18 protein-coding genes are annotated in these 21,354 nt (G+C 74.1%); 7 read left to right on the top strand and 11 right to left on the bottom strand.

The window, feature by feature from the left end:
- Positions 1-100 precede the first annotated feature (100 nt).
- Positions 101-388, top strand: coding sequence for a DUF2277 domain-containing protein (locus IF43_RS0112945; protein WP_078910119.1), 288 nt, complete (start codon positions 101-103; stop codon positions 386-388).
- Positions 389-578: 190 nt separating this feature from the next.
- Here IF43_RS0112945 and IF43_RS0112940 read toward each other — a convergent pair whose 3' ends face one another.
- The 5 genes from IF43_RS0112940 to IF43_RS0112920 form a co-directional block, all read right to left on the bottom strand.
- Positions 579-1,025: a hypothetical protein gene (locus IF43_RS0112940; protein WP_234332133.1), complete on the bottom strand. Its 447-nt coding sequence runs from the start codon at positions 1,023-1,025 to the stop codon at positions 579-581.
- A gap of 42 nt (positions 1,026-1,067) precedes the next feature.
- Positions 1,068-1,889 (bottom strand): hypothetical protein, encoded by an 822-nt coding sequence (locus IF43_RS38005; RefSeq protein WP_051795252.1) that lies wholly within the window; start codon positions 1,887-1,889, stop codon positions 1,068-1,070.
- A gap of 441 nt (positions 1,890-2,330) precedes the next feature.
- The gene (locus IF43_RS0112930; RefSeq protein ID WP_030198699.1) at positions 2,331-2,987 is read right to left on the bottom strand and encodes a DedA family protein; all 657 of its coding nucleotides are present in this window, start codon (positions 2,985-2,987) and stop codon (positions 2,331-2,333) included.
- 233 nt (positions 2,988-3,220) lie between these two features.
- Positions 3,221-5,413, bottom strand: a complete 2,193-nt coding sequence (locus tag IF43_RS36405; RefSeq protein WP_158939293.1) for an alkaline phosphatase D family protein — start codon at positions 5,411-5,413, stop codon at positions 3,221-3,223.
- 291 nt (positions 5,414-5,704) lie between these two features.
- Entirely contained in the window at positions 5,705-6,346 is a 642-nt protein-coding gene (locus IF43_RS0112920; RefSeq protein ID WP_030198698.1) for an HNH endonuclease family protein, read from the bottom strand.
- Between the two features lie 643 nt (positions 6,347-6,989).
- On the opposite strand from IF43_RS0112920, the gene IF43_RS0112915 reads away from it, so the two are divergent.
- Positions 6,990-7,568: a TMEM165/GDT1 family protein gene (locus IF43_RS0112915; RefSeq protein WP_030198695.1), complete on the top strand. Its 579-nt coding sequence runs from the start codon at positions 6,990-6,992 to the stop codon at positions 7,566-7,568.
- 209 nt (positions 7,569-7,777) lie between these two features.
- Here the strand turns inward: IF43_RS0112915 and IF43_RS0112910 are convergent, their stop codons facing one another.
- Positions 7,778-8,497: an HAD-IA family hydrolase gene (locus tag IF43_RS0112910; protein ID WP_030198692.1), complete on the bottom strand. Its 720-nt coding sequence runs from the start codon at positions 8,495-8,497 to the stop codon at positions 7,778-7,780.
- A 305-nt stretch (positions 8,498-8,802) separates the two neighbouring features.
- A complete protein-coding gene (locus IF43_RS38000; RefSeq protein ID WP_051795250.1) occupies positions 8,803-10,077 on the bottom strand; it encodes a peptidoglycan-binding protein in 1,275 nt (424 codons plus the stop codon).
- Between the two features lie 130 nt (positions 10,078-10,207).
- On the opposite strand from IF43_RS38000, the gene IF43_RS0112895 reads away from it, so the two are divergent.
- Positions 10,208-12,262 (top strand): MFS transporter, encoded by a 2,055-nt coding sequence (locus IF43_RS0112895; protein WP_030198690.1) that lies wholly within the window; start codon positions 10,208-10,210, stop codon positions 12,260-12,262.
- Positions 12,263-12,404: 142 nt separating this feature from the next.
- Here the strand turns inward: IF43_RS0112895 and IF43_RS0112890 are convergent, their stop codons facing one another.
- Entirely contained in the window at positions 12,405-12,914 is a 510-nt protein-coding gene (locus tag IF43_RS0112890) for a GNAT family N-acetyltransferase (protein WP_199922720.1), read from the bottom strand.
- Between the two features lie 107 nt (positions 12,915-13,021).
- On the opposite strand from IF43_RS0112890, the gene IF43_RS0112885 reads away from it, so the two are divergent.
- The 3 genes from IF43_RS0112885 to IF43_RS0112875 all read left to right on the top strand — a co-directional run bounded on the left by IF43_RS0112885 (position 13,022) and on the right by IF43_RS0112875 (position 16,364).
- Positions 13,022-13,429 (top strand): nuclear transport factor 2 family protein, encoded by a 408-nt coding sequence (locus IF43_RS0112885; protein WP_030198684.1) that lies wholly within the window; start codon positions 13,022-13,024, stop codon positions 13,427-13,429.
- 236 nt (positions 13,430-13,665) lie between these two features.
- Positions 13,666-14,007, top strand: a complete 342-nt coding sequence (locus tag IF43_RS0112880; protein WP_030198682.1) for an antibiotic biosynthesis monooxygenase — start codon at positions 13,666-13,668, stop codon at positions 14,005-14,007.
- A gap of 362 nt (positions 14,008-14,369) precedes the next feature.
- Positions 14,370-16,364, top strand: coding sequence for a phosphatase PAP2 family protein (locus IF43_RS0112875; RefSeq protein WP_051795248.1), 1,995 nt, complete (start codon positions 14,370-14,372; stop codon positions 16,362-16,364).
- A 311-nt stretch (positions 16,365-16,675) separates the two neighbouring features.
- On the opposite strand, the gene IF43_RS0112870 is transcribed toward IF43_RS0112875, so the two are convergent.
- Positions 16,676-17,917 (bottom strand): cytochrome P450, encoded by a 1,242-nt coding sequence (locus tag IF43_RS0112870; RefSeq protein WP_030198676.1) that lies wholly within the window; start codon positions 17,915-17,917, stop codon positions 16,676-16,678.
- Positions 17,918-18,240: 323 nt separating this feature from the next.
- Between IF43_RS0112870 and IF43_RS0112865 the strand changes: the two genes are divergently transcribed.
- Positions 18,241-19,410 (top strand): steroid 3-ketoacyl-CoA thiolase, encoded by a 1,170-nt coding sequence (locus IF43_RS0112865; protein WP_030198673.1) that lies wholly within the window; start codon positions 18,241-18,243, stop codon positions 19,408-19,410.
- Between the two features lie 185 nt (positions 19,411-19,595).
- On the opposite strand, the gene IF43_RS0112860 is transcribed toward IF43_RS0112865, so the two are convergent.
- Both IF43_RS0112860 and IF43_RS0112855 read right to left on the bottom strand, forming a co-directional pair.
- Positions 19,596-20,003 carry a transglycosylase SLT domain-containing protein gene (locus tag IF43_RS0112860; protein WP_030198668.1) on the bottom strand — a complete coding sequence of 136 codons (408 nt, stop codon included), beginning with the start codon at positions 20,001-20,003 and terminating at the stop codon, positions 19,596-19,598.
- A 500-nt stretch (positions 20,004-20,503) separates the two neighbouring features.
- The gene (locus IF43_RS0112855) at positions 20,504-21,286 is read right to left on the bottom strand and encodes an ECF transporter S component (RefSeq protein ID WP_030198664.1); all 783 of its coding nucleotides are present in this window, start codon (positions 21,284-21,286) and stop codon (positions 20,504-20,506) included.
- Positions 21,287-21,354: the final 68 nt, after the last annotated feature.

The following is a 21,354-nucleotide window of genomic DNA, read 5'->3' as shown; positions in this document are numbered from 1 at the left end:
CCTGAGGTTGCGAGGTGCTGAGGGGTGGCTTTCGCGGGCGGCTGGGTCGGTCGGGTCGGTTCGCCCCCCGGGCGCCTCCGCCCGGGCGCACAATCGGAGTATGTGCCGGAGTATCAAGACGCTGCGTCCGCCCGCCATCCCCGAGAAGGCCACCGAGGACGAGATGAGAGCGGCCGCGTTGCAGTACGTACGGAAGGTGTCCGGGTTCCGCGCGCCCGCGGCGCACAACCGCGAGGTCTTCGAACGTGCGGTGGAGGCCGTTGCCGAGGCCACGCGCGACCTGCTGGACGGGATCGAAGTGCGGGGCGCGAAGAAGGCCCCGGGCGATGGGCATGCTCACGCCCACGGGGACGCCTCCGTAGCCGCTGTCGCCAGTGCGTCGGCTTAGCTTGACCTGGGGTTACGCGACGGGCTGGGGGACGGCGCTGTGGGTACGGCCAGGCCGGGCATCGAGCTGTTGTTACGGCCAGGCCGGGCGGTGAATGTTGCCGCGGGTGGGTCGGCGCCCGGGGTTCCGGGGGGTGTCGGGCCGGTCACCTGGGGTCGTCGCCGGGCTGCCCGGTCCGGGGGCCCGCCGATCACCTGGGGTCGTCGCCGGGCTGCCCGGTCCGGGGGCCGTCGGGTACCCCGGTCGGGGCTCGGGCTTCGGGAGGGTTCGCGGGCGGGGCCGCCGCGGGGTGGCCGGCGGCCTCGACGGCGTCGGCCCGGGCGTACAGGTCCGCCGCGATGTCGTCCCAGGACGGCCCGTACAGCTCCAGGTTCAGCGCCGCCCGCCGCATGAGCGCCGGCTCGTCGGGCCGCTGGAGCAGGACCAGTCGGTAGGCGAGGTTGCGGATCCACACCGGGAGGAATCCGTCGACCATCTGCGGGCACAAGGCGTCCAGCATCGCGAGGATCGTGTCCGCGTCGGCGAACGTCAGCTCCTCGGCGAAGTAGAACTCGGCATGCTCGCCGTCACAGACGGGCTTCGGGCCGTACTCGTCGCCGTAGAGGCAGCGGGCGTGCTCCGTCAGAGTGGTGTGCATGCCCGCGAGCGTACGGGGCGCCCCGAGTGCCGCCCCGCGCGGCTACGACGTGCTGCCGGCGCGGCGGCGGAAGTACCAGACGCCCGCGCCGAGCGCACCGGCCACGAGGGCGCCGCCGACTGCGATCCGGCCGGGGCTGAGCTCGCCGATGCTGCCGCCGAGCCCGCCGCGGGCCGCGCCCGGGCCGACGCGCAGGGTGATCGTGACGCGGCGGCCGCCCAGGCCGTCGCACTGGAACGTCACCGGGTACGAGCCGGGGGTGAGGTTGGCGAAGACCGTGGCGGTGCCGGTGAGGTCGTCGGCGCCGCGACCGCCCGGTGACAGCCGCGAGGTGCCGAAGGCGCTCGACGTGGCGGTGCCGGTGCGGGTGCCGCAGCCGTTGATGTTGAGCGTCACGCGCTGGCCCGGGGCAGCGGTGCTCGGGGAGACGCTGGCGATGGGGCTGAGGTTGTCGTTCCGGCCGTTGTCGCGGTCGTCCCGGTCACCGCGGTCGTCCCGGTCACCGCGTTCACCGCGGTTGTCCCGTTCACCACGTTCACCGCGGTCGTCCCTATCCCCTCGGTCTCCCCGGTCACCTCGGTCGCCTGGGTCGTTCCAGTTGTTCCAGTTGTCCCAGTCGTTCCGGTCACCCTGTTCGCCGCGGTCGACGGGGTCCCGGCCGCTGTCGGGGTCGCGGCCGTTGCCGGGGTCGAAGGGGTCCCGGCCGGGGTCCGGGTCGCCCCGTTCACCTCGGTCGAAGGGGTCGCTCTGCTCGCCCCGGTCGAAGGGGTCGTCGGCGGCGGCCGGGCCCGCGAGGCCGAGGGCCAGGGGCATGACGGTGACGGCGGTCAGGACGGTGGCGGCCGCGGCCTTCTTGAGACGCATGGCGGAACTCCTCGCACTCCTCGTACTCCCCGAACTCCTCGGGAACGGTGCGGCCAGGGCACGGATGTGACGCGGGATTCGGTTGCGCACCGTGCTTTGGACGCTAGGAGCGGCGGGGCCGCGCGGCGATCGGGGTCGAGTGAACGGGTGAGAGCGATACGCCGGGTGGGGGAGGTGGCGGTGTGTCGTGGGGGAGGTGGGGGGCGGGGTGCGGGTGGTGGTGGTGGCGGGGGTGCGGGTGGTGGTGGCGGGGGTGCGGGAGGTGGCGGCGGTGGCGGCGGTGGCAGCGGTGGGGGTCGCGGGAGCTGGTGGGGCGCGGGGGTGGGCGGGCGTGCGCTTCGTGGGGGCGAGGGGCCCGTGGTCCGTGGTCCACGGGTTGTGGGTCGCCGGGTGGGGCGTAGGTCCGCGGGTCCGCCGGGTGCGTCCCCTCGGATCGTCGCTTCAGGAGGTCGCCGGCGTGCGGCGGGGGCGGCGGATGAGGTACGCGGCCAGGCCGCCCGCCGCGAAAAGGGCCACGAGGGAGACGGCCGTACCGAGCCAGGTCGCCCCCAGCCACTGCGCGCCGAAGTAGCCGAGCCCCACGCTGTAGCCGGCCCACGCCAGCCCCGCCAGGGCCGACCACGGCAGGAACTTCCGGATCTCGCGTCGCGCCGCTCCCGCACCCAGCGACACCACCGAGCGACCCGCCGGTGCGAAGCGGGCGATCACCACCAGGGCACCGCCGCCGCGGCTGAGGGCGAGGCCGAGTCGTTCCTGGGCCTTCGTCAGGCGGCGCGAGCGCGCGATGGCGCGGTCCAGGCGGGGCCCGCCGCGCCGGGCCAGCCGGTACGCCGCCAGGTCGCCGAGGACCGATGCGGTGGCCGCGCAGAGGAGCAGGAGGAGGATGTCGGGCCCCGGCGGCGCGACCCGGGTCCCGGCTCCCGCGACGGCGGCCCCCGCGCCGCCCACGGCTGCCCCGGCGGCGGCTGCCGCGGCCGCGGCGGTGATGACGAGGACGCCGCTCGGCAGGACGGGCAGGAAGACGTCCAGGAGTACGGAGAGGACGACGAGGGCGTAGATCCAGGGGGACGCGGTCAACGACCCCACCATCTCAAGCAAAACGGGACTCCCCGGCTCCGGCGCGTGTACTTCGGCCACAGGCCGCGACGTCGCGGGGGAGCGGCAGGGGCGGCTTGACAGCCATACAGCGTACGCCCGGAGTTCGACCGGCGTCTGCCCGGGTCCCCGCGTGTCAGCCGGGCGGTGCTTCGCCCCTGCGGGGACACCCTCGCACGTCAGTCGGGGTGCGGTGGTTCGAGGGGAGCTGGTTCGGGCGGTCTCCGGTGGGTCCGTCAGCCGGGGCGGCCGGTCGTGTCCGGGACCGGGCCCCTTGAGGCCGTCCCCTGGGTCTGTGCCGGGACCAGCGGCTCGGGGTCCGGGCCGGACGCCGCCAGCCAGCGTTGCGCGACCGTGGTCAGGCGGGCGGCGCCCTCCGGGCGGCGGCGCCGCCACCTTCCGGTGCCGGCGGCCCGGTCCAGGGTGAGGTGGGCCGTACGCCCCTCCAGGACCAGCGTCATGAGCTGGTTGCCGAACCACGGGCCGCCCGTGCGACGCCACGTCAGCGGCGGCCGGCCGGTGCGGCCGTGCCGGCTGAGCATCCGGCCGAGCGACCGTCCCGCCCGGCTCCAGCCGAACCGGAAGCCGAGGTTCACCAGGCGGTGCACCGAGTTGTGCACGGGGGAGCAGGTCAGCTGGAACACCCCGGACGTGGTCGCGAGCCGCGGCTCGGCCACGTACGAGTGGTGGACGTCCCCGGACAGGACGCACACCGTCGCGGGTGCCCGCGGCCCCGTCGCCACCTGTTCGACCAGGTCGCCGAGGGCGGTGAAGGATTGCGGGAACGCCGCCCAGTGCTCCAGATCGCTGCGCCGCCGCAGGTCCTCGCCGATCCGGGCCCAGCGCGGCCCCCGTACGCCGCGGCACAGCGCCGCGTCCCACGCCTCCGCGTCGTGGATCAGCGGCGGCAGCAGCCACGGCAGCGAGACGCCGAACAGGAGGTGGTCGTAACCGCCGTGGCCCTCCAGGGCGTTCTCGCGCAGCCAGGCGAGTTCGGCCGGGCCGATCATGGCCCGGGCGTGCTCGTCGAGGACGCGGCCGGCGCGGGTGTCCACCATCAGGAGGCGGGTGCGCCCGAAGTCGCGGCGGTAGCTCCAGCGCACGTCGCCCGGGGCCGATTCGGCGCGGGCGGCGAACCGGCGGAGCTCCGCCGTGGCGTCGTCGGCGGCCCGTACGGCCGCGTACAGGGGGTCGGCGGACAGTTCGGCGGGGGAGAGGTTCCCCAGGTGCTGGTGGACCCAGTACGACATCAGGCCGCTGAGGACGCGCTCGCGCCACCACGGCGCGGCCCGCATCTCCGCCAGCCAGGTGGCGCTGGTGTTCCAGTCGTCGATCAGGTCGTGGTCGTCGAAGATCATGCAGCTGGGGACCGTGGAGAGGAGCCAGCGGACCTCGGGGTCGAGCCAGGACTCGTAGTACAGGTGCGTGAACTCCTCGTAGTCCGCCACCTGCGCGCCCGGGGGTACGCCGAGGTCCCGGCGGGCGGCCAGCCAGGCGCGGGTCGCGGGAGTGACCTGGTCGGCGTACACCTGGTCGCCGAGGAGCACGAGCACGTCGGGGCGTGGCGCGTCGGGACGGGCGACGAGGCGTGCGGCGAGCGCGTCGAGCGCGTCGGGGCCGTGCGGGCCCTGGCCCTGGGCGCGCTCGCGGTGGAGGTGCTGCAGGCGGTGTTCGTCGTGTTCGTTGTGTTCGTGGTGCTGGTGGTGCTGGTGGTGGTCGGGTGCGGCAGGGGGGTGGGGTGTTGCGTGGTCGCGGGCGTGGGGGGTCGGGGACGGCCGGGGGGCGTCGGCCACGGGCGGGGCGGCTTGGCGGCACGAGCCGAACGTCACGCGCACCGGCGGCGCCGGGCGACCCGGGGCGGCGGGCCGGGGCGTGGTGATGGTGCTCGGCGGGAACGGGCTGTCGGGCAGCGGCCACACCCGGTGCCCCTCGACCAGGACCTCGTACGCCGTCGTGGTCCCCGGCCTCAGTCCGGTCACCGGTATCAGGGCGTAGTGGTGCCCGGCGATCGTGAACGTCCGCTCGGTGCCGGTCGCCGGCCCGTCGGCGCACCGCACTTCGACGGCGCCGGGGCGGTCCGTCTCGACCCAGACGGTGGCGGTCGTGCCGGTGGCCCAGTCGACGTGGCGCAGCAGCGGGCCCAGCCGCAGCGCGGGGAGGCCGGGGGCGTTGGCGCCTGGGGTGGGGAGGTCCAGCGTGCCGACGTCTGGGGTGGGGAGGTCCAGGGTCGGGGCGTCCAGGATCGGGACGTCCAGGGTGGGGGCGTCCGAGGCCGGGAGGTCTGGGGTGGGGACGTCCAGGGTGGGGGCGTCCGTGGTCGGGACGTCGGTGGTGGTGGGGACGGGCGGTTCGGCTGCCGCTTCCGGTCGGGGACGTGCCGTGGTCCCGGTGCCCGTCCCTGTGTCGGTCCTGTCGTTGGATGCGGGCATCCCAGTCAACCCGGTCACGCAACTCCCCCTCTTCCGAAGCCCCTCGGAGAAATTACGACCGGAAGGGGGAGTGTGGTTCCGGCTCGGCCGCAGTGACCGGAATCCGGCACGCGAGCGTGTCGGGGGAGGTGGGGGCCGGCGGGCCCTGGGAGTGCGGCCGCGGCGCGCCGGGAGGGGCCGGGGCCCGGGCTTCCTGGTGCCCGGGCCCCGGTGTCCTGGGCGGCCGGGCGCGCGTCCCGGATCCGGGAACGCGACGACCGGTCGTGGCGGACGTAGCTGAAACGGTTCGTCTCAGCAGCCGTTGAGGGTGTTCACGAGCGCGGTCTTCTCGGCCGAGTCCATGCTCAGGCCCCAGTACTGCTTCACGTTGACCCACATGCGGGCGTAGGTGCAGCGGTACGAGGCCAGGGACGGCATCCACTTGGCCGGGTCGAGGTCGCCCTTGGCCTGGTTCACGTTGTCGGTGACGGCGATGAGCTGCGGGCGGGTCAGGTCGTTGGCGAACTGCTGGCGCTTGGTGGTGGTCCAGGAGCTCGCCCCGGAACGCCAGGCCTCGGCGAGCGGCACGACGTGGTCGATGTCGAGGTCGGAGGCCAGGGTCCAGGTGGCGCCGTCGTACGCGGAGTACCAGGAGCCGCTGGTGGCGGCGCAGCTGGAGTCGGTGACGACGTTCACGCCGTCGCGCTTGAGGACGGTCTCGCGGGTGTTGCAGGTACCGGAGACGGTGCTCCAGTGCGGGAACAGGTCGCGGCTGTACCCGCTGGACGAGCCGTCCGCCTTCGGCGTGACGGTGGCGAGGTAGGCGCGGGCTGCGGCGGCGCTGATCGGGGCGGGGGGCGCGGCCTGGGCGGCCGGAGCGTTGATGAGGGCGGTGACGGCGACCGTGGCTGCTGCCGCGAGCATGCCAAATCGACGCGCGTAGACACCGGACATGAGAGCTCCTTGATGCGGGGGGATGGCCGGGCGGCCCCTTGCGGGGGCCCGGGTCATGGTGGCGCCGCGGGGTTACCCGGCGGTGGGCGCCAGGTAACAGGGTGGCGACATGGCCACGTCACAACAAGATGCTGAACACGCTTCTGCTGGCCGGAAAGTGACGGTCTGTCTGGTGCTTTTTGGTGATTTATGGAGTTCTGGTGATGTGTGGGTGGGGTGGGGTGGGGGTGGGTGGGTGCAGTCGGTGGGTGGGGTGGGTGCGCGTCGGTGGGCGCGCGGGGTGGGGGCGGTTCGTGGCGGACGGGGAGTGGGCGGGTGCGGGGGCGTCGGGCACGGGCGGCCGGTTCGGGACCAAAGTCCCTGAGGGTGGGGATTCGGCGTCCCGTATGCTGGGGGGAGCAGAAGGGGAGTAGCTCTTCGCCGGAGCGTCGACATACTGCTGGGCCAGTCCCAGCCGGCGCCCGGAGGCAGGCCACGGCACGGGTGCCGGGTCGGCCAGCGAGACCTTCGGCCACAGTTCCGCGTACGTATTTCGTCTGTCCTTGCGTACGGGGCGCTGTCGAGCCGAAGCGACCCCTGGAACAGTGCAGGTCCGGTCTCTCGGCCGGTGGCGTCCCGCCCCGACCGATTGAGGTTCCACTCCGTGATCAGCTTCAGCATCCTGGCGATCGCCTTCGGCGTCGTCTTCCTCGCCGAGCTCCCCGACAAGACGGCGCTGGCCGGGCTCATGCTGGGCACCCGCTACCGCGCTTCGTACGTCTTCGCCGGTGTCGCCGCAGCGTTCGCCGTGCACGTGGGCCTCGCCATCGCCGCGGGCAGCGTGCTGAGCCTGCTGCCGCACCGGCTGGTGCAGGCGTTCGTCGGTGTGCTCTTCCTGATCGGTGCGGCGATGCTGCTGCTGAAGAAGGGCGAGGGCGAGGAGGCCGTCAGGGCGCCGAAGGACCAGTCCTTCTGGAAGGTGTCCGCGGCCGGCTTCATGCTCATCCTGGTCGCCGAGTTCGGCGACCTGACGCAGATCATGACCGCCAACCTGGCCGCCCGGTACGACGACCCGGTCTCGGTCGGCATCGGTGCGGTGCTGGCGCTGTGGGCGGTGGCGGGCCTGGGCATCCTGGGCGGCCGCACGCTGATGAAGCGGGTGCCGCTGCGGCTGGTCACGAAGGTCGCGGCCGTGGTGATGGGCGCCCTGGCGGCCTTCAGCCTGTACGAGGCCGTCGCCTGACGCCCGCGGCCGCCCGGGGCCGTGCCGCGCGGCCGGTTCGCGGCTGATCCGGTGGCGCGCGTCCGTCGGAGCGTGGGTGTGGGTGTCGCGGCGGAACCCCGTCGCCGCCGAGCCCTCGGTTTCCGGAGGTGGTCGCCGGGGCTCCGGTCCCGGATCGGAAGAGTGGTGGGCGCGGCTGCCTCGCCGCCGTGGCACAGGCCGCTGAGGTGTCAGGCGGCGGTGGGTGCGGTGTGCGACGGGCGGACCGTGAGGCGGATGGTGCCGTCGGCGGTCGGCGTGACCTCGACCTCGGTGAGGTCGGCGACGTGGACGGTGGGCCCGTGGGCGCCCGCGCGGGGGCCGATGCCCACCACCCGCATGCCGGCCGCCCGGCCCGCGGCGATGCCGGCTGCGGAGTCCTCGAACACGACGCAGTCCGCCGGGTCGACGCCCAGTTCGGCGGCGCCCTTCAGGAACCCCTCGGGGTGCGGCTTGCTGGCCCCGACGTGCTCGGCGGTCACCCGCACCTCGGGCATCCGCAGCTCCGAAGCGGCCATGCGGGCGGTGGCGAGGGCCTCGTCCGCCGAGGTCACGAGGGCGTGCGGAAGGGCCGCGATCGCGGTCATGAAGGTGGGCGCGCCCGGTACCGGGACGACGCCGTCCATGTCGGCGGTCTCGCGCGCGAGCATCGCGGCGTTGTCCGCGTGGTTGAGCTCCATGGGGCGGTCCGGGAGCAGGATGGCCATCGTGGCGTACCCCTGGCGGCCGTGGACGATCTCGAGGGCCTCGTCGGGGTCCAGGCCGTGCCGCTCGGCCCAGTCGCGCCAGCAGCGCTCCACCACCGCGTCCGAGTTCACGAGGGTGCCGTCCATGTCCAGGAGGAGGGCCTTGGCGGTCAGGACGACCGGCTCGGCGGGGGCGGCTTCGGGGGCGGTGGTGCTGGCCGGCATCGGTGTGCTCCAGGCTCCGGGGCGCGGAAAGAGGACAGAGCGGTTCCGTCCGCCGGTCAGGGAGTACGGACGGAACCACTTTGTTCCCACACGATACAAAACCGGGGTCGGGTTGCGCCAGTCGGTCTCCTCTTCGGGCTCCGGCAGGGTTCTCAGCCGGCCGTCCGGGCGGGAAGTGTGCGCCGCGGGCGTCGTCGGGGCGGCATGCGAACGCCCCCGCCCGCCCCGCGCGTGGCGGCGGGGCGTGCGGGGGCGTGGCCCTCCGGGGGCGTGGCCCTCCGGGGGCGTGGCCCCTCCGGGGGTTCCTACGGCTCGTGGGTGACCTTCTCGAGGACCTGGCGGGTGGCGGGGCCGTAGACGCCGCTGGGGTCGCCGGAGACGTGGGCCGAGTCCTGGAAGTCGGCGACCGCCGACCTCAGCTTCGACGTGTAGTGGCCGTTGACGGGGCCCCGGTACGTTCCCCACTCCGCCAGCCGGCGCTGCAGCTCGGTGACCTCGGCGCCGGCGTCGCCGGTGCTGAGGGTCGGCCCTCCCGGGTCCTCGGCCTTGGAGCGCGTCGGGCGCGGGGAGGGGGTCGTGGCCGGCGTGCTCGGGTCGGCCGACGGGCTCTCCGTCGGGGCCGCCGACGCGCTCGGGGAGGGCGTGGCGGACGCCTCCGGCGAGGTGGAGGCCTCCGGGTCCGCGGACGGGGCGGCGGCGGAGGCGGAGGCGCCGGGGGAGTCGGCGTCCGTCGAGGCGTTCGCCCCCGAGGTCCGCCCAGGCAGCGTGCGGGCCACCGCCCGGTCGCCGTCCTCGTCGCCCGGCACCATGAACGCCACCAGGGCTGCCGCCGCGAGCACCGCGACCGCCGCGCCGGCCATCAGCGGAACGGGCCGGCCCTCCCGGCCGGACCGCCGCCCGCGGCCCTGACCCCGGCCTGCGGCGCGCGGGCCGGGGGCCTGGGGGTCGACGCCCTGGGGGCCGTGCGGGAGGGCCACCGCGCGCAGCATCATCGTGTCCCCGCCGGGCTCGTGCGCGGGGTCGTGCTCCGTGGCCTCCGGCGTGACCGGCAGGGGCTGGGTCGCGTACTCCTCGCCCGGCGCGGCCGGCCGGGCCTGGGCGTCCGGGTGCGGCGGGGGTGTGGGGCTGTCGTAGGGGCTCCGCTCCGGACGGCTCCCGGGCGCGCCCGCGGGGTGGACGTCCGCCGACGGCAGGGGTGCGGGGTCGTACGGGGGCGGCTCCGGGGTCCCGTAGGCGGGGAAGGGCTGGGTCATGGCGTTCGGGGGCTGCACCACGCCCAGGACCGGGTGCGGCTCGCTCCGGCCCGCGTCGGGCGTGCCGTGGGGGCCGGCGAGGCCCGGTCCGGTCGCGCCGAAGCCCGGGGTGCCGGGCGCGGCGGTGCCGGGACCCGGGGCCGCGGGGCCCGTCGAGCCGTGCTCCGTGCGGCCGGTGCCGGTGGGGGACCAGTCGGAGGCGCCGGCCGGGCGGTTCGGGCGCGTCACGTACGGGCGTATGCGCAGCGGGTCGAAGCCGGTCGTCGGCGCGCAGGCGCAGCCCGCCGACCGTGCGGCGTTGCAATCCGGACAGCGCTCGTCGCTCACCGATGGATCCCCTCCCTGAGAACTGCCAGCGATTATGCAGACCCGCGGCGGTCCGCCCAACCGCCCGACAGGCCATAACCGGACAGACCCCCCAGGATGGAAATGTCATCGGCGCCCCTAGGAGGAGTCCATGGCTCAGGAAGTGGCCCCCACGACCCTGGACCCCGGCGACGGACCCGCGGCCGAGCACACCCGACGCAGTGTGATGGTCGCGATCGGAGCCCTGCTGCTCGGCCTGCTGCTCGCCGCGCTCGACCAGACCATCGTCTCGACGGCGCTGCCGACCATCGTCAGCGACCTCGGCGGCATGGACCATCTGTCCTGGGTCGTGACGGCGTACATGCTCGCCTCCACCGCGGCCACCCCGCTCTGGGGCAAACTCGGCGACCAGTACGGGCGCAAGAAGCTGTTCCAGGGCGCGATCGTGCTCTTCCTGATCGGCTCGGCGCTGTGCGGACTGGCCCAGAACATGGCGGAGCTCATCGGCTTCCGCGCGCTCCAGGGCCTGGGCGGCGGCGGGCTGATGGTGCTCTCGATGGCGATCGTCGGCGACATCGTCCCGCCGCGCGAACGCGGCCGGTACCAGGGCCTGTTCGGTGCGGTCTTCGGCGCGACCAGCGTCCTCGGCCCGCTGCTGGGCGGGTTGTTCGTGGACCACCTGTCGTGGCGCTGGGTGTTCTACATCAACCTCCCCATCGGGGTCGTCGCCCTCGTCGTCATCGCGGCGGTGCTGCACATCCCGGTGCGCTCCGAACGCCACACCATCGACTACCTGGGCACGTTCCTCATCGCCTCGGTCGCCACCTGCCTCGTGCTCGTCGCCTCCCTCGGCGGCAACTGGGGCTGGGGCTCGCCGATGATCGTCTCGCTGGCCGTGGTGGGCGTGCTCCTGCTGGTGGCCTTCGTCCTCGTCGAGCGCCGCGCCGCCGAACCGGTGCTCCCCCTGAAGCTGTTCCGTATCCGCACCTTCACCCTGTGCTCGGTCATCAGCTTCATCGTCGGCTTCGCGATGTTCGGTGCGATGGTCTACCTCCCCACCTTCCTCCAGATCGTCCAGGGCGTCTCGCCCACCATGTCCGGCGTGCACATGCTGCCGATGGTGCTCGGCATGCTGATCACGTCCACGGCCTCCGGACAGATCGTCAGCCGCACCGGACGCTGGAAGGTCTTCCCCATCGCCGGCACCGCCGTCACCGCCGTCGGCCTGCTGCTCCTGCACCAGTTGGAGCGCACCAGCTCGACCTGGACCATGAGCGTCTACTTCTTCGTCTTCGGCGCGGGCCTCGGCCTGGTCATGCAGGTGCTGGTACTGGCCGTGCAGAACGCCGTCAGCTACGCCGACCTCGGCGTCGCCACCTCGGGAGCCACCTTCTTCCGGTCGATCGGGGCCTCCTTCGGCGTGGCGATCTTCGGAACGGTCTTCACCAACCGCCTCGACGACACGCTCGCCCGCACCCTGGCCGGCCAGACACTGCCGCCGGGTACCGGAACCCCGCAGCTCGAGGCCGACCCGCGAGCCATCTCCCTCCTCCCCCCGAACCTGCAGCCACAGGTGCTCGACGCCTACTCCACGGCCATCACCGACGTGTTCCTCTACGCGGTGCCGGTGGTGCTCGTGGCCTTCGCCGTGTCCTGGTTCCTGAAGGAGGACACGCTGCGGGCCTCGGTGACCGCCCCGGACGTCAGCGAGACGCTCGCCTCCAATCCCGTGCAGCGCTCCTCCCACGACGAGGTGGCCCGGGCGCTCTCGGTCCTGGGCACCCACCAGGGCCGCAAGCACATCTACGAGAAGGTCACCGCGAAGGCCGGCTACGACCTGCTGCCCGCCTCCAGTTGGCTGTTGCTACGCATCCGGAAGTACGGCTCGGCGGAGCCCGCCGTGCTCGCCGAGCGCACCTCGGTCCCCCTGCGGGTGATCACCGACGCCGCCCGGCAGCTGGAGGAGCGCGGCCTCGCGGTGCGCGAGGGCCTGCCCCTGGTGTTCACCGACGCCGGCCGGGTGGCCGCCGACCGGCTGGCCGCCGCCCGGCAGGAGTCCCTCGCGGAGCTGCTGGGCGACTGGTGGGGCCCGGACCGCCCGACGGACCTGATCCGGCTCGTGGAGGAGCTGAACCGGGAGCTGTGCGGGTCGGACGCCGAGGAGCCGTACGACGCCCTGTCCGCCCGGGACCACGCCGCGCCCTGAGGCGCGCGCCCTGAGGCGCGGGCGGGCTCCGGTCCCGCCGTGCCCCGTGCAGGCGCCTGCACGGGGCACGGCCGGCCGGCGTGCCGCCGCGGTGTCACGGGCCGCGTGCGGCCGCGGTGTCACGGCCGCGTGCGCCGCGGTGTCAGACGAGCCGCTTCTCGAACCAGTGCTGGGCGTACGGGCCGTCGTTGTACGCCGGTATCTCGGCGTACCCGTGCTTCGCATACAGGTTGCGGGCCTCCACCAGGTCCGTGCGCGTGTCCAGGCGTATCCGCTCGGCACCCAGGGACCTGGCGACCTCTTCGAGGGCGGTGATCAGGGCGGCGCCGCCGCCGGTGCCGCGCAGGGCGGGGCGTACGTACACGCGCGTCAGCTCCGCGGTCCGGGCGTCGAGGAGCCGGAGTCCCGCGCACGCGCCGGGCTCGCCGCCGTACCGGCCGACGAGGAACTCGCCGGTCGGGCGGACGAGCTCCGAGCCGGGGTCGTCGGCGATGAACTCGTCCAGCTCCGCTTCCGTGACGGGCCGGTTCCAGTAGCGGCCGGCCACCTCGGCGAGGTAGTCCCGGGCGAGTGCGCCCGCGTCGGGACCCGTCAGCGGTTCGGGGGCAACGGTCCAGGTCAGGGTTGTGTTCTGGGTGTGCTGTGCGGTCATGCCGCCATGATGCCGACTTTCGCCGACCCGCCACGTGGAATATCCACAGGCACGGACGGATGATAGGAAAAACCGTCAATTCCAGGGATTGAGGGGTGTGAACCGCCATGTCGGAGCATCCGGACGCCGCCCTCGTACGCCGCGGGTACCTCGCCTTCTCCAACGGGGACATGGACGAACTCTCGCGGCTCATGACCGCGGACGTCATCCACCACGTCCCCGGCGACAACCAGTTCTCCGGGCACCACAAGGGCCGCGAGCACGTGCTCGACTTCTACCGGCGGCTCGGCCAGGAGACCAACGGGACCATGCAGGTGCTGCTGGAGTCGGTGCTCGCCGACGGGCGCGGGCACGTCATGGCCTTCCACACCGTGCGCGCGGACCGCGGCGACCGCGGCATCGAGATCCGCGAAGGGATCTTCTTCACGATCGTCGGGGGCAAGATCACGGACATGGACCAGTGCACGGAGGACATCGACGAGGAGAACGCCTTCTGGGGCCCGGCCGCCGCCTGACGCTCCCGGCCTCCCGCCGCCCCGACGTGTCGCACGTGCCTGCGGCCCCCGACCCGCGGCCTCCGCCGGCGGCCCCCGCCGTCGCCTGACGGCCCCGTCGGCCCCGCAGGCCCCGCCGCCCGCCGGCGCGGGCCGGTCCTCACGGCGCCCTGACCGGGAGATGTAGGAGACTGCTGGCACCTGATCAAGGCCGGGCCCGGGCGGGCCCGGCCGGTGTCTCCCGAGAGGTGTCCTGCGTGTCCGTCGTGAAGATCAATGTGCTGACCGTGCCGGCCGAGCAGCGTGAGGTGCTGGAGAAGCGCTTCTCCGCGCGCGCCGGCTCCGTGGAGAACTCCGACGGCTTCGAGTGGTTCGAGCTGCTGCGGCCGGTCGAGGGCACCGACCAGTACCTCGTGTACACGCGCTGGCGCGACGAGGCCGCGTTCCAGGCCTGGATGGAGGGGCCGATGAAGGCCGCGCACCAGGGCGCGGCGGGCGGCGAGGGCGGCCACGGCGGCGGCGAGCGGCCGAAGCCCGCCGCGTCGGGCTCGACCCTCTGGTCGTTCGAGGTCGTGCAGCAGGCCGCCCCGAAGCAGTAGCGCGGCAGCGGGAGTTCCGGAACGCGGGGCACCCGAACGGATGGTCCGCGAGGACGTCGCCGGCCCGCGCGCCGGGCCGGCCCCCGCGCCCGGCGCACCCGCGTCCCCGCCCCGTCCGGGGGCCGCAGCCCCACCGTGACGGGGCGTTCCGCCCGCTCCGGCCGGACCCGCCCCGGAACGGGGGCGTCCGCTCGCGCCGCGAACCGGTCCGGACCCGGCAGAGAGCCTGGCCCGGGACGCCCGGGCTCCGCACTATCGTCGTCCGGGTAGATCCGGAGCGGCAGCCGGGCGGACCGCGGCTGCCGTGGTCCGCGGCGCCCGGAGGCACGCGGGCCGGGCGTACGGCGGGAGGCCGACGGCGCGTGGCGAATGCGGCGGAGCACAGCGAAGCGGCGACCGTACGCGCCCGGGTCATAGGCGTACGGGCGGGTGCGACGGGCTCCCCGACCACCGACCGGCTGCCCGCCGCCCGCGTCCTGCTCGGGCTCGCCGGCGCGAGCCTGCTGCTGGTCGTGCTGCCGGGCCCCGGGACCTTCCTCCTGGACCGGACGGGCGCGGTCCCGGTGTTCCTCGTCCTCCTCGTCCTCCTGGGCTGCCTGTGCGTGCCCGACGAGCGCGGCTCCGGCGCCCTCGTCGGCAGCGCCGCCGCCCTCCAGCCCGCCCTGCTGCTCTTCGTCCCGCTCCTGTGGTCCACCGGCCGCCGCGGCGCGGCCCGCGCGACCGCCGTCACGTTCGCCGCCGGCACCGGCCTCGCCTGGGCGGCACAGGCGTACGGGCCGTGGACGCACGCGCCGTGGAGGCACGGGCCGTGGACGCACGCGCCGTGGACGCACGGGCCGTGGACGCACGGGCCGTGGGCGTACGGGATCCAGCACCTCGCCGGTACCGGTCCCGGCGGCCGCCCCGGCCCCCTCACCGACCCGTCCCTGCACGGCGCGCTGCTGCGCCTCGGGCTGACCGGCCCGGCGGCGGCCGCGCTGTTCGCGGTGGCGGCCGCGGTCGTCTGCGGGCTCGGCCTGCGCCGGGCCGTGCGGTACGCCCAGGACGGCCAGCACCTGTTGGCCGTCGCCCTGACCGGCTGCGTCGCCGCGGCCGTCGCGCCCACCGGCTGGCAGCACCAGCTGCTGTGGGTGCTCCTCGCCGCCGTCGGCAAGGTCGGCACCCGGGCCGCCGACCGCGCGGTGTGGCCGGTGGCCGTCGCGCTGGTCGTGACCCTGCCCGGCGACATGCTGCTGCCCCAGCTCGACGCCCTGGCCCCCGTACGCGACAACACCCTGCTCGTCGCCGCCCTCGCCGCCGCCTGCGCCGTGCCGTTCGTCAGGCGCACGTCCCCGCACTGGCGCCGCCCCGTCCCCACCCGGTACGCCGTCCCCGCCGCCACCCCCGCGAGGTGGTCGCGAATACCGCTGCCGCCCTTCTGGCGCCGGGCGCTCAGCCGCCCGAACCTCCTGCTGGAGCTGCTGCTCATCCGGGTCGGCTACTCGATCTACTCGCTGATCCGGGCGGCCGTCCCGAACGGCCGGGCCCTCGCCGAGGGCCACGGCCGGCAGATCCACGCCCTGGAGGGTGCGCTCGGCCTCGACATCGAACACGGCGTCAACCGGTGGGTGGTGGGCCACCCCTGGCTGAAGGGGGGTTTCGGCTTCTACTACACCTCCTTCCACTTCGTGGTGCCGCTGACGATCCTGGCCCTGCTGTACTGGCGCCGCCCCGCCGACTACCGCTGGGCGCGCGCCTCCCTGGGCCTGGCCACCGTCATCGCGCTGGTGGGCTTCTGGCTCTACCCGCTGGCGCCGCCGCGGCTGATGCCCGGGCTCGGCTTCGTGGACACCGTCCACGGGCCGCAGGACCTGGCGAACCCGCAGTACGGCGCCATGACCGCGATCTCCAACCAGTACGCGGCGATGCCCTCGCTGCACTTCGGCTGGTCGCTGTGGTGCGGGGTGGTCGTCTTCGTCCTGGCCCGCCGGCGGTGGCAGAAGGCGGTGGGGCTGGTGCACCCGCTGGTCACGGTGTGCGCGATCGTCGCCACCGCCAACCACTGGGTGCTGGACGCGGTCGGCGGCGCGGCCGTCGTCGCCGCGGGCTTCGGGCTCGTGCACGTCCTGTCGGGGCCGCGGAGCGCGGGCGTGCAGGGTGCGGACGAACGCGGCGCGGACGAACGCGCTGCGGCCGTACGGGGTGCGGCCTTACGGGGTGCTGACGAACGCGGTGCGGACGGACGCGTTGCGCCCGCACGGGGTGCGGACGTACGGAGTGCGGGCCCCCGGGACGAGGCCCTGCGGGAGTCGGCCGGCGGCCCCAAGCCGCCCGCCCAGCGGGACGCCGGCCGCCCCGAGCGCGCGCTCACGAAGTAGCCCGCCGGGGCCGCCGAGGAGCGGCCGGCCCCCCGCCGCGCAGCGGCACGGGCTCGCGGCCGAAAGGGCGCCGGGGTGCACCACAGGTGCCCCCGGCGCCCTTTCGGGTGGATCGCCGCGTCCAGTCAGGATGGCCCCGATCGGGGCGGGCCGCCACCCGGATGGGCGGCAGGGGCCGGAGCGTGGGAGGAGAGCGGCCCCTGCCGCCCGGGACCCGGGCCGGCCGGCTGCCCTGGAGCGCGGTCCGACCCGGACACCTGGGGGACACGGAGGTCGGCCCGCGCCGGCCGACCCCGACGTGCCGGGCGTCGCTACCCGTGGCTGACCCGCAGCTCCTTGATGCCGTTGAGCCAGGCGGCCCGCAGCCGCCGCGGGTCGCCGGTCAGGCGCAGGTCCGGCAGGGTGTCCGCGACGGCGTTGAAGATCAGCTCGATCTCCAGGACCGCCAGCGACTTGCCGAGGCAGAAGTGCGGTCCGCCGCCCCCGAAGCCCAGGTGCGGGTTGGGGTCGCGGGTGATGTCGAAGGCGTCGGGGTCCGCGAAGACCTCGGGGTCGTGGTTGGCGGAGGAGTAGAACAGTCCGACCCGGTCGCCGGCCCGGATCTTCTGGCCGCCCAGCTCGGTGTCCTGGGTCGCGGTGCGCTGGAAGGAGACCACGGGTGTGGCCCAGCGGACGATCTCCTCGGCCGCGGTGGCCGGGCGCTCGCGCTTGAACAGCTCCCACTGGTCGGGGTGGGTGAGGAAGGCGTGCATGCCGTGGCTGATGGCGTTCCGGGTGGTCTCGTTGCCCGCGACGGCCAGCAGCAGGACGAAGAAGCCGAACTCGTCGGAGCTGAGGTTGCCCTGGCCCTCGGCGGCCACGAGCTGCGTGACGATGTCCTTGGCCGGGCACTGCTTGCGCTCGGCGGACATGTTCATCGCGTAACCGATCAGCTCGACGGCCGCGTTGGAGCCGGCCTCCTCGGTGATGGCGTACTCGGGGTCGTCGTACGCGACCATCTGGTTCGACCAGTGGAAGATCCGGGAGCGGTCCTCCTGCGGTACGCCGATGAGTTCGGCGATGGCCTGCAGCGGCAGCTCGCACGCGACCCGGGTGACGAAGTCGAAGTCGCCGTCCCCGGCCGCGGCGCGCGCCCCCGCGACGATCCGGCGGGCCCGCTCGCGCAGCGCGTCCTCCAGGCCGCGGATGGCGCGCGGGGTGAAGCCCCGCTGGACGATCTGGCGGACCCGGGTGTGCTCGGGCGGGTCCATGTTCAGCATGATCAGCCGCTGCGCGTCGATCGCCTCGCGCTGGATGTGCTCGTTGAAGCGGATGATCGCGGTGTTGGTGCGGGAGGAGAAGAGCTCCGGGTGCGTGGAGACGTACTTGACGTCCGCGTGCCGGGTGACGGCCCAGTAGCCCTCGTCGTCGAAGCCGGTGACGCCGCGGGACTGCGGGCACCACCAGACGGGAGCGGTCCGCCGCAGCAGCGCGAACTCGGGGTACGGGACGCGGGCTCGGAGCAGGTCGGGGTCGGTGGCGTCGAACCCCTCGGGAAGCGCGGGGCAGGGCATCGGCAACTCCAAAGTCCGACTCGTCATGGATCCGTGCAGTCCGTACGGTCGCTGCCTTCATTCTGACGGTCCATCAGAAGTTGGCTCGAAAGGTAGTAACGAGTTCTAGAAGTGACAAGGCCTCCGGCGTCAACTGTTGCGCCGCGCGAGGGGTCACGCCAGGCGCGTGCGCGTGCGGAATCTGTGCGAGTCCCGCGCAAGACCCTTGCGGAGCGGGGGTTCCGGTCATAAGACTGCGGGGAGAACTAGAACGCGTACTAGTTTGAAGGCAGGGGTCGCCGGGACGGCCCGCTGCCGCGCAGAGAGGCAGAGAGGACGAGCTCATGGCCGCGGAACCCGTCATCGTCGAAGCCGTACGCACCCCCATCGGCAAGCGCGGAGGCGCGCTCGCCAACCTGCACCCCGCCTACCTGCTGGGCGAGACCTACCGCGAGCTGCTCGCCCGCACCGGCATCCACGCCGACTGCGTCGAGCAGATCGTCGGCGGTACGGTCACCCACGCCGGCGAGCAGTCCATGAACCCGGCGCGCACCGCGTGGCTGGCCATGGGCCTGCCGTACGAGACCGCGGCGACGACCGTGGACTGCCAGTGCGGCTCCTCGCAGCAGGCCAACCACATGGTCGCCAACATGATCTCGGGCGGGGTCATGGACATCGGCATCGCGTGCGGGGTCGAGGCGATGAGCCGGGTGCCGCTCGGCTCGGGGTCCAAGCACGGGCCGGGCAAGCCGTTCCCGGACGAGTGGAACGTCGACCTGCCCAACCAGTTCGAGGCGGCCGAGCGCATCGGCCGCAACCGGGGGCTGACCAGGCAGGACGTGGACGCCCTCGGGGTGCTGTCGCAGCAGCGGGCCGCGCAGGCCTGGGCGGAGGAGCGCTTCAAGCGCGAGACGTTCGCGGTGCAGGTGCCCACCACCGAGGACGAGCAGCGGGCCGGCCAGGGCATGTGGCGGCTGGTCGACCGGGACGAGGGCCTGCGGGACACCAGCATGGAGGCGCTGGCCGGGCTGAAGCCGGTGATGCCGACCGCGATCCACACGGCCGGCAACTCCTCGCAGATCTCGGACGGGGCGGCGGCCGTGATGTGGGCCTCACGGAAGATGGCGCGGGCCCTGAAGCTGAAACCGCGGGCCCGGATCGTGGCCCAGGCCCTGGTGGGGGCCGACCCGCACTACCACCTCGACGGGCCGATCGACGCGACGCGCGCGGTGCTGGGCAAGGCCGGGATGTCCCTGAAGGACATCGACCTGGTGGAGATCAACGAGGCGTTCGCGTCGGTGGTGCTGAGCTGGGCCAAGGTCTTCGGCCAGGACCTGGAGAAGGTCAACGTGAACGGTGGCGCCATCGCCCTCGGCCACCCCGTCGGGGCCACCGGCGCCCGGCTGATCACCACCGCGCTGCACGAGCTGGAGCGGCGGGACAAGGAGTTCGCGCTGATCACGATGTGCGCGGGCGGCGCGCTGGCGACCGGGACGATCATCCAGCGCCTCTGAGACGACGATCATCCAGCGCCTCTGAGGCGCGAGCGCCGCCCCGTCGCCGCGGTCGCGTGGCGGGGTGACGCGGTCCGTGGCGCCCTCGAGACCCTTCTGGGCCCCTGGGGATGGGGGAAGGCCCCGGTGGCCGGCCTGGGGAGGCCGGCCACCGGGGCCTTCGTGGGTCTTTCGCCGCTGGTGGCTTAGTACCAGTGGTTGGCCTGCCAGAAGTTCCAGGCGCCGACCGGGGAGCCGTAGCGGGAGTTCATGTAGTCCAGGCCCCACTTGATCTGGGTGGCCGGGTTGGTCTTCCAGTCCGCGCCGGCCGAGGCCATCTTCGAGGCCGGCAGGGCCTGGACCAGGCCGTAGGCGCCGGAGGAGGCGTTGGTGGCGGTGTAGTCCCAGCCGCTCTCGTGCTCGACGATGTTGCTGAAGGCCGCGAACTGCGCCGGGTCCTTGATCATCTGCTGGGCGATCGCCTTGGCGCTCGTCGGGGCGGCGGCCTGCGCCGGCACGGTGGCGAGCAGGGAACCGGCGGCGGCAAGGCCGACCACGGTGCCCGCGAGGGTCTTCTTGGAGGCGGCGATGCGGCGGATGATGGCGTAGGACACGGAGGGGCCTTCCGTAGGGGGCAGGGCGGTCGCGGCAGGCCGGGGACGCGCGGGGGCCGCTCACGTCGGGTGACGGGGGGCCGTGCGGTCCGGTTACCGGACGGGCCCGGCCCTGGGTTCCCAGGGGGGCCGGTCCGGCCGGCTGCCTTACAGCGGGGTGATCCTGGTGGACCCTTGCGGATCCGGGATCCCGGGGTTGAGCCCCGGGCCGCCGTGGCGACGCATCCAGTTCTACGGCGGCCCCGCGGGGGTTGGCAACGACCCCTCCTACTAGCCCCGGTAGGAGCCGGGGGATCAGGCCCAGGGAGCTGCGTGACGCGCATCCGTACAGGTCAGGGCGCAAGCATGGGGGGCATAAAGGACATATGACCCCGGGTGGAGCCCTACGAACCCGCTTCGTATGTGACGTACGTCCTGTGGGCCGCCTCACCGGCGGAGGCCTCGGATGTCGCGTTCCGTCACGGGATGGACCTGTTTTTGAGGTGCTCTAAATGTCCGATTTAGGGTGATTCGAAGGTGGTGGGGGCGACGAAGGAGGCCTTTCGCGTGGCCCGGCGCAGGGCGCGCAGCAGCGTGCCGCCCAGGGCCAGCGTCAGGACCACCGTCAGCGCGGCCCGTCCGAGGTCCCAGCCGAGGGAGGTGGCGGCGCAGTAGGCGAGGAAGCGCGCCAGGTTCGAGCCGAGCGGGTCGCCGGGGTGGAAGGAGATGCCGGAGGACATGCCCTGGAGCAGCACCCAGCCCTGCAGGTTCATGGCCGTGCCGTACGCGAAGGAGCCCGCGAAGCCGTACGCCGCGAGCAGCGCGAGCTCGCCGCGCCCGCGCAGTCGGTCGGGGGCGGGCAGGAGGCCGGCACCCAGGGAGAACCAGCCCATGGCGAGCATCTGGAACGGCATCCACGGCCCCACCCCGCCCGTCAGCAGGGCGGAGGCGAACATCGTGACGGCCCCCAGCACGAAGCCGAAGCCGGGTCCGAGGACGCGGCCGCTGAGCACCATCAGGAAGAACATCGGCTCCAGGCCGGCCGTGCCCGCGCCCAGCGGCCGCAGGGCCGCGCCGACCGCCGCCAGGACGCCGAGCATGGCCACGGCCTTGGCGTCCACCCCGCCGTCGGACAGGGTCGCGACGACGACGCCGACGAGGAGGGGGAGCAGCGCGGCGAAGAGCCAGGGCGCGTCCCGGGAGTGGCTCAGGCCGGACTGCGCGTCGGCGAGCAGCGGCCAGCCGAAGGCGGCGATGCCGACGAGGCTGACCAGGACCAGGGCGGCGGCACCGCGGGGGCCGATGCGGAGCGGCCGGGCCCGGGAGCCGGGGCCCGGGAGCTTCGGGGTGGGGGCGGTGGGGGGTGCGGTGG

The organism is Streptomyces sp. NRRL S-87 (assembly GCF_000719335.1).
Classification (GTDB): Bacteria; Actinomycetota; Actinomycetes; order Streptomycetales; family Streptomycetaceae; genus Streptomyces.
The sequence above is the reverse complement of the archived record's forward strand: the minus strand, read 5'-3'. Positions and strand labels throughout refer to the sequence as shown.

Excerpts from the sequence above, each read along its gene's own strand:
- IF43_RS0112945 (WP_078910119.1), top strand. The coding sequence starts at position 101 with ATGTGCCGGAGTATCAAGACGCTGCGTCCGCCCGCCATCCCCGAGAAG.
- IF43_RS0112940 (WP_234332133.1), bottom strand. The coding sequence starts at position 1,025 with ATGCACACCACTCTGACGGAGCACGCCCGCTGCCTCTACGGCGACGAG.
- IF43_RS38005 (WP_051795252.1), bottom strand. The coding sequence starts at position 1,889 with ATGCGTCTCAAGAAGGCCGCGGCCGCCACCGTCCTGACCGCCGTCACC.
- IF43_RS36405 (WP_158939293.1), bottom strand. The coding sequence starts at position 5,413 with ATGCCCGCATCCAACGACAGGACCGACACAGGGACGGGCACCGGGACC.
- IF43_RS0112920 (WP_030198698.1), bottom strand. The coding sequence starts at position 6,346 with ATGTCCGGTGTCTACGCGCGTCGATTTGGCATGCTCGCGGCAGCAGCC.
- IF43_RS0112910 (WP_030198692.1), bottom strand. The coding sequence starts at position 8,497 with ATGCCGGCCAGCACCACCGCCCCCGAAGCCGCCCCCGCCGAGCCGGTC.
- IF43_RS0112895 (WP_030198690.1), top strand. The coding sequence starts at position 10,208 with ATGGCTCAGGAAGTGGCCCCCACGACCCTGGACCCCGGCGACGGACCC.
- IF43_RS0112890 (WP_199922720.1), bottom strand. The coding sequence starts at position 12,914 with ATGACCGCACAGCACACCCAGAACACAACCCTGACCTGGACCGTTGCC.
- IF43_RS0112885 (WP_030198684.1), top strand. The coding sequence starts at position 13,022 with ATGTCGGAGCATCCGGACGCCGCCCTCGTACGCCGCGGGTACCTCGCC.
- IF43_RS0112870 (WP_030198676.1), bottom strand. The coding sequence starts at position 17,917 with ATGCCCTGCCCCGCGCTTCCCGAGGGGTTCGACGCCACCGACCCCGAC.
- IF43_RS0112865 (WP_030198673.1), top strand. The coding sequence starts at position 18,241 with ATGGCCGCGGAACCCGTCATCGTCGAAGCCGTACGCACCCCCATCGGC.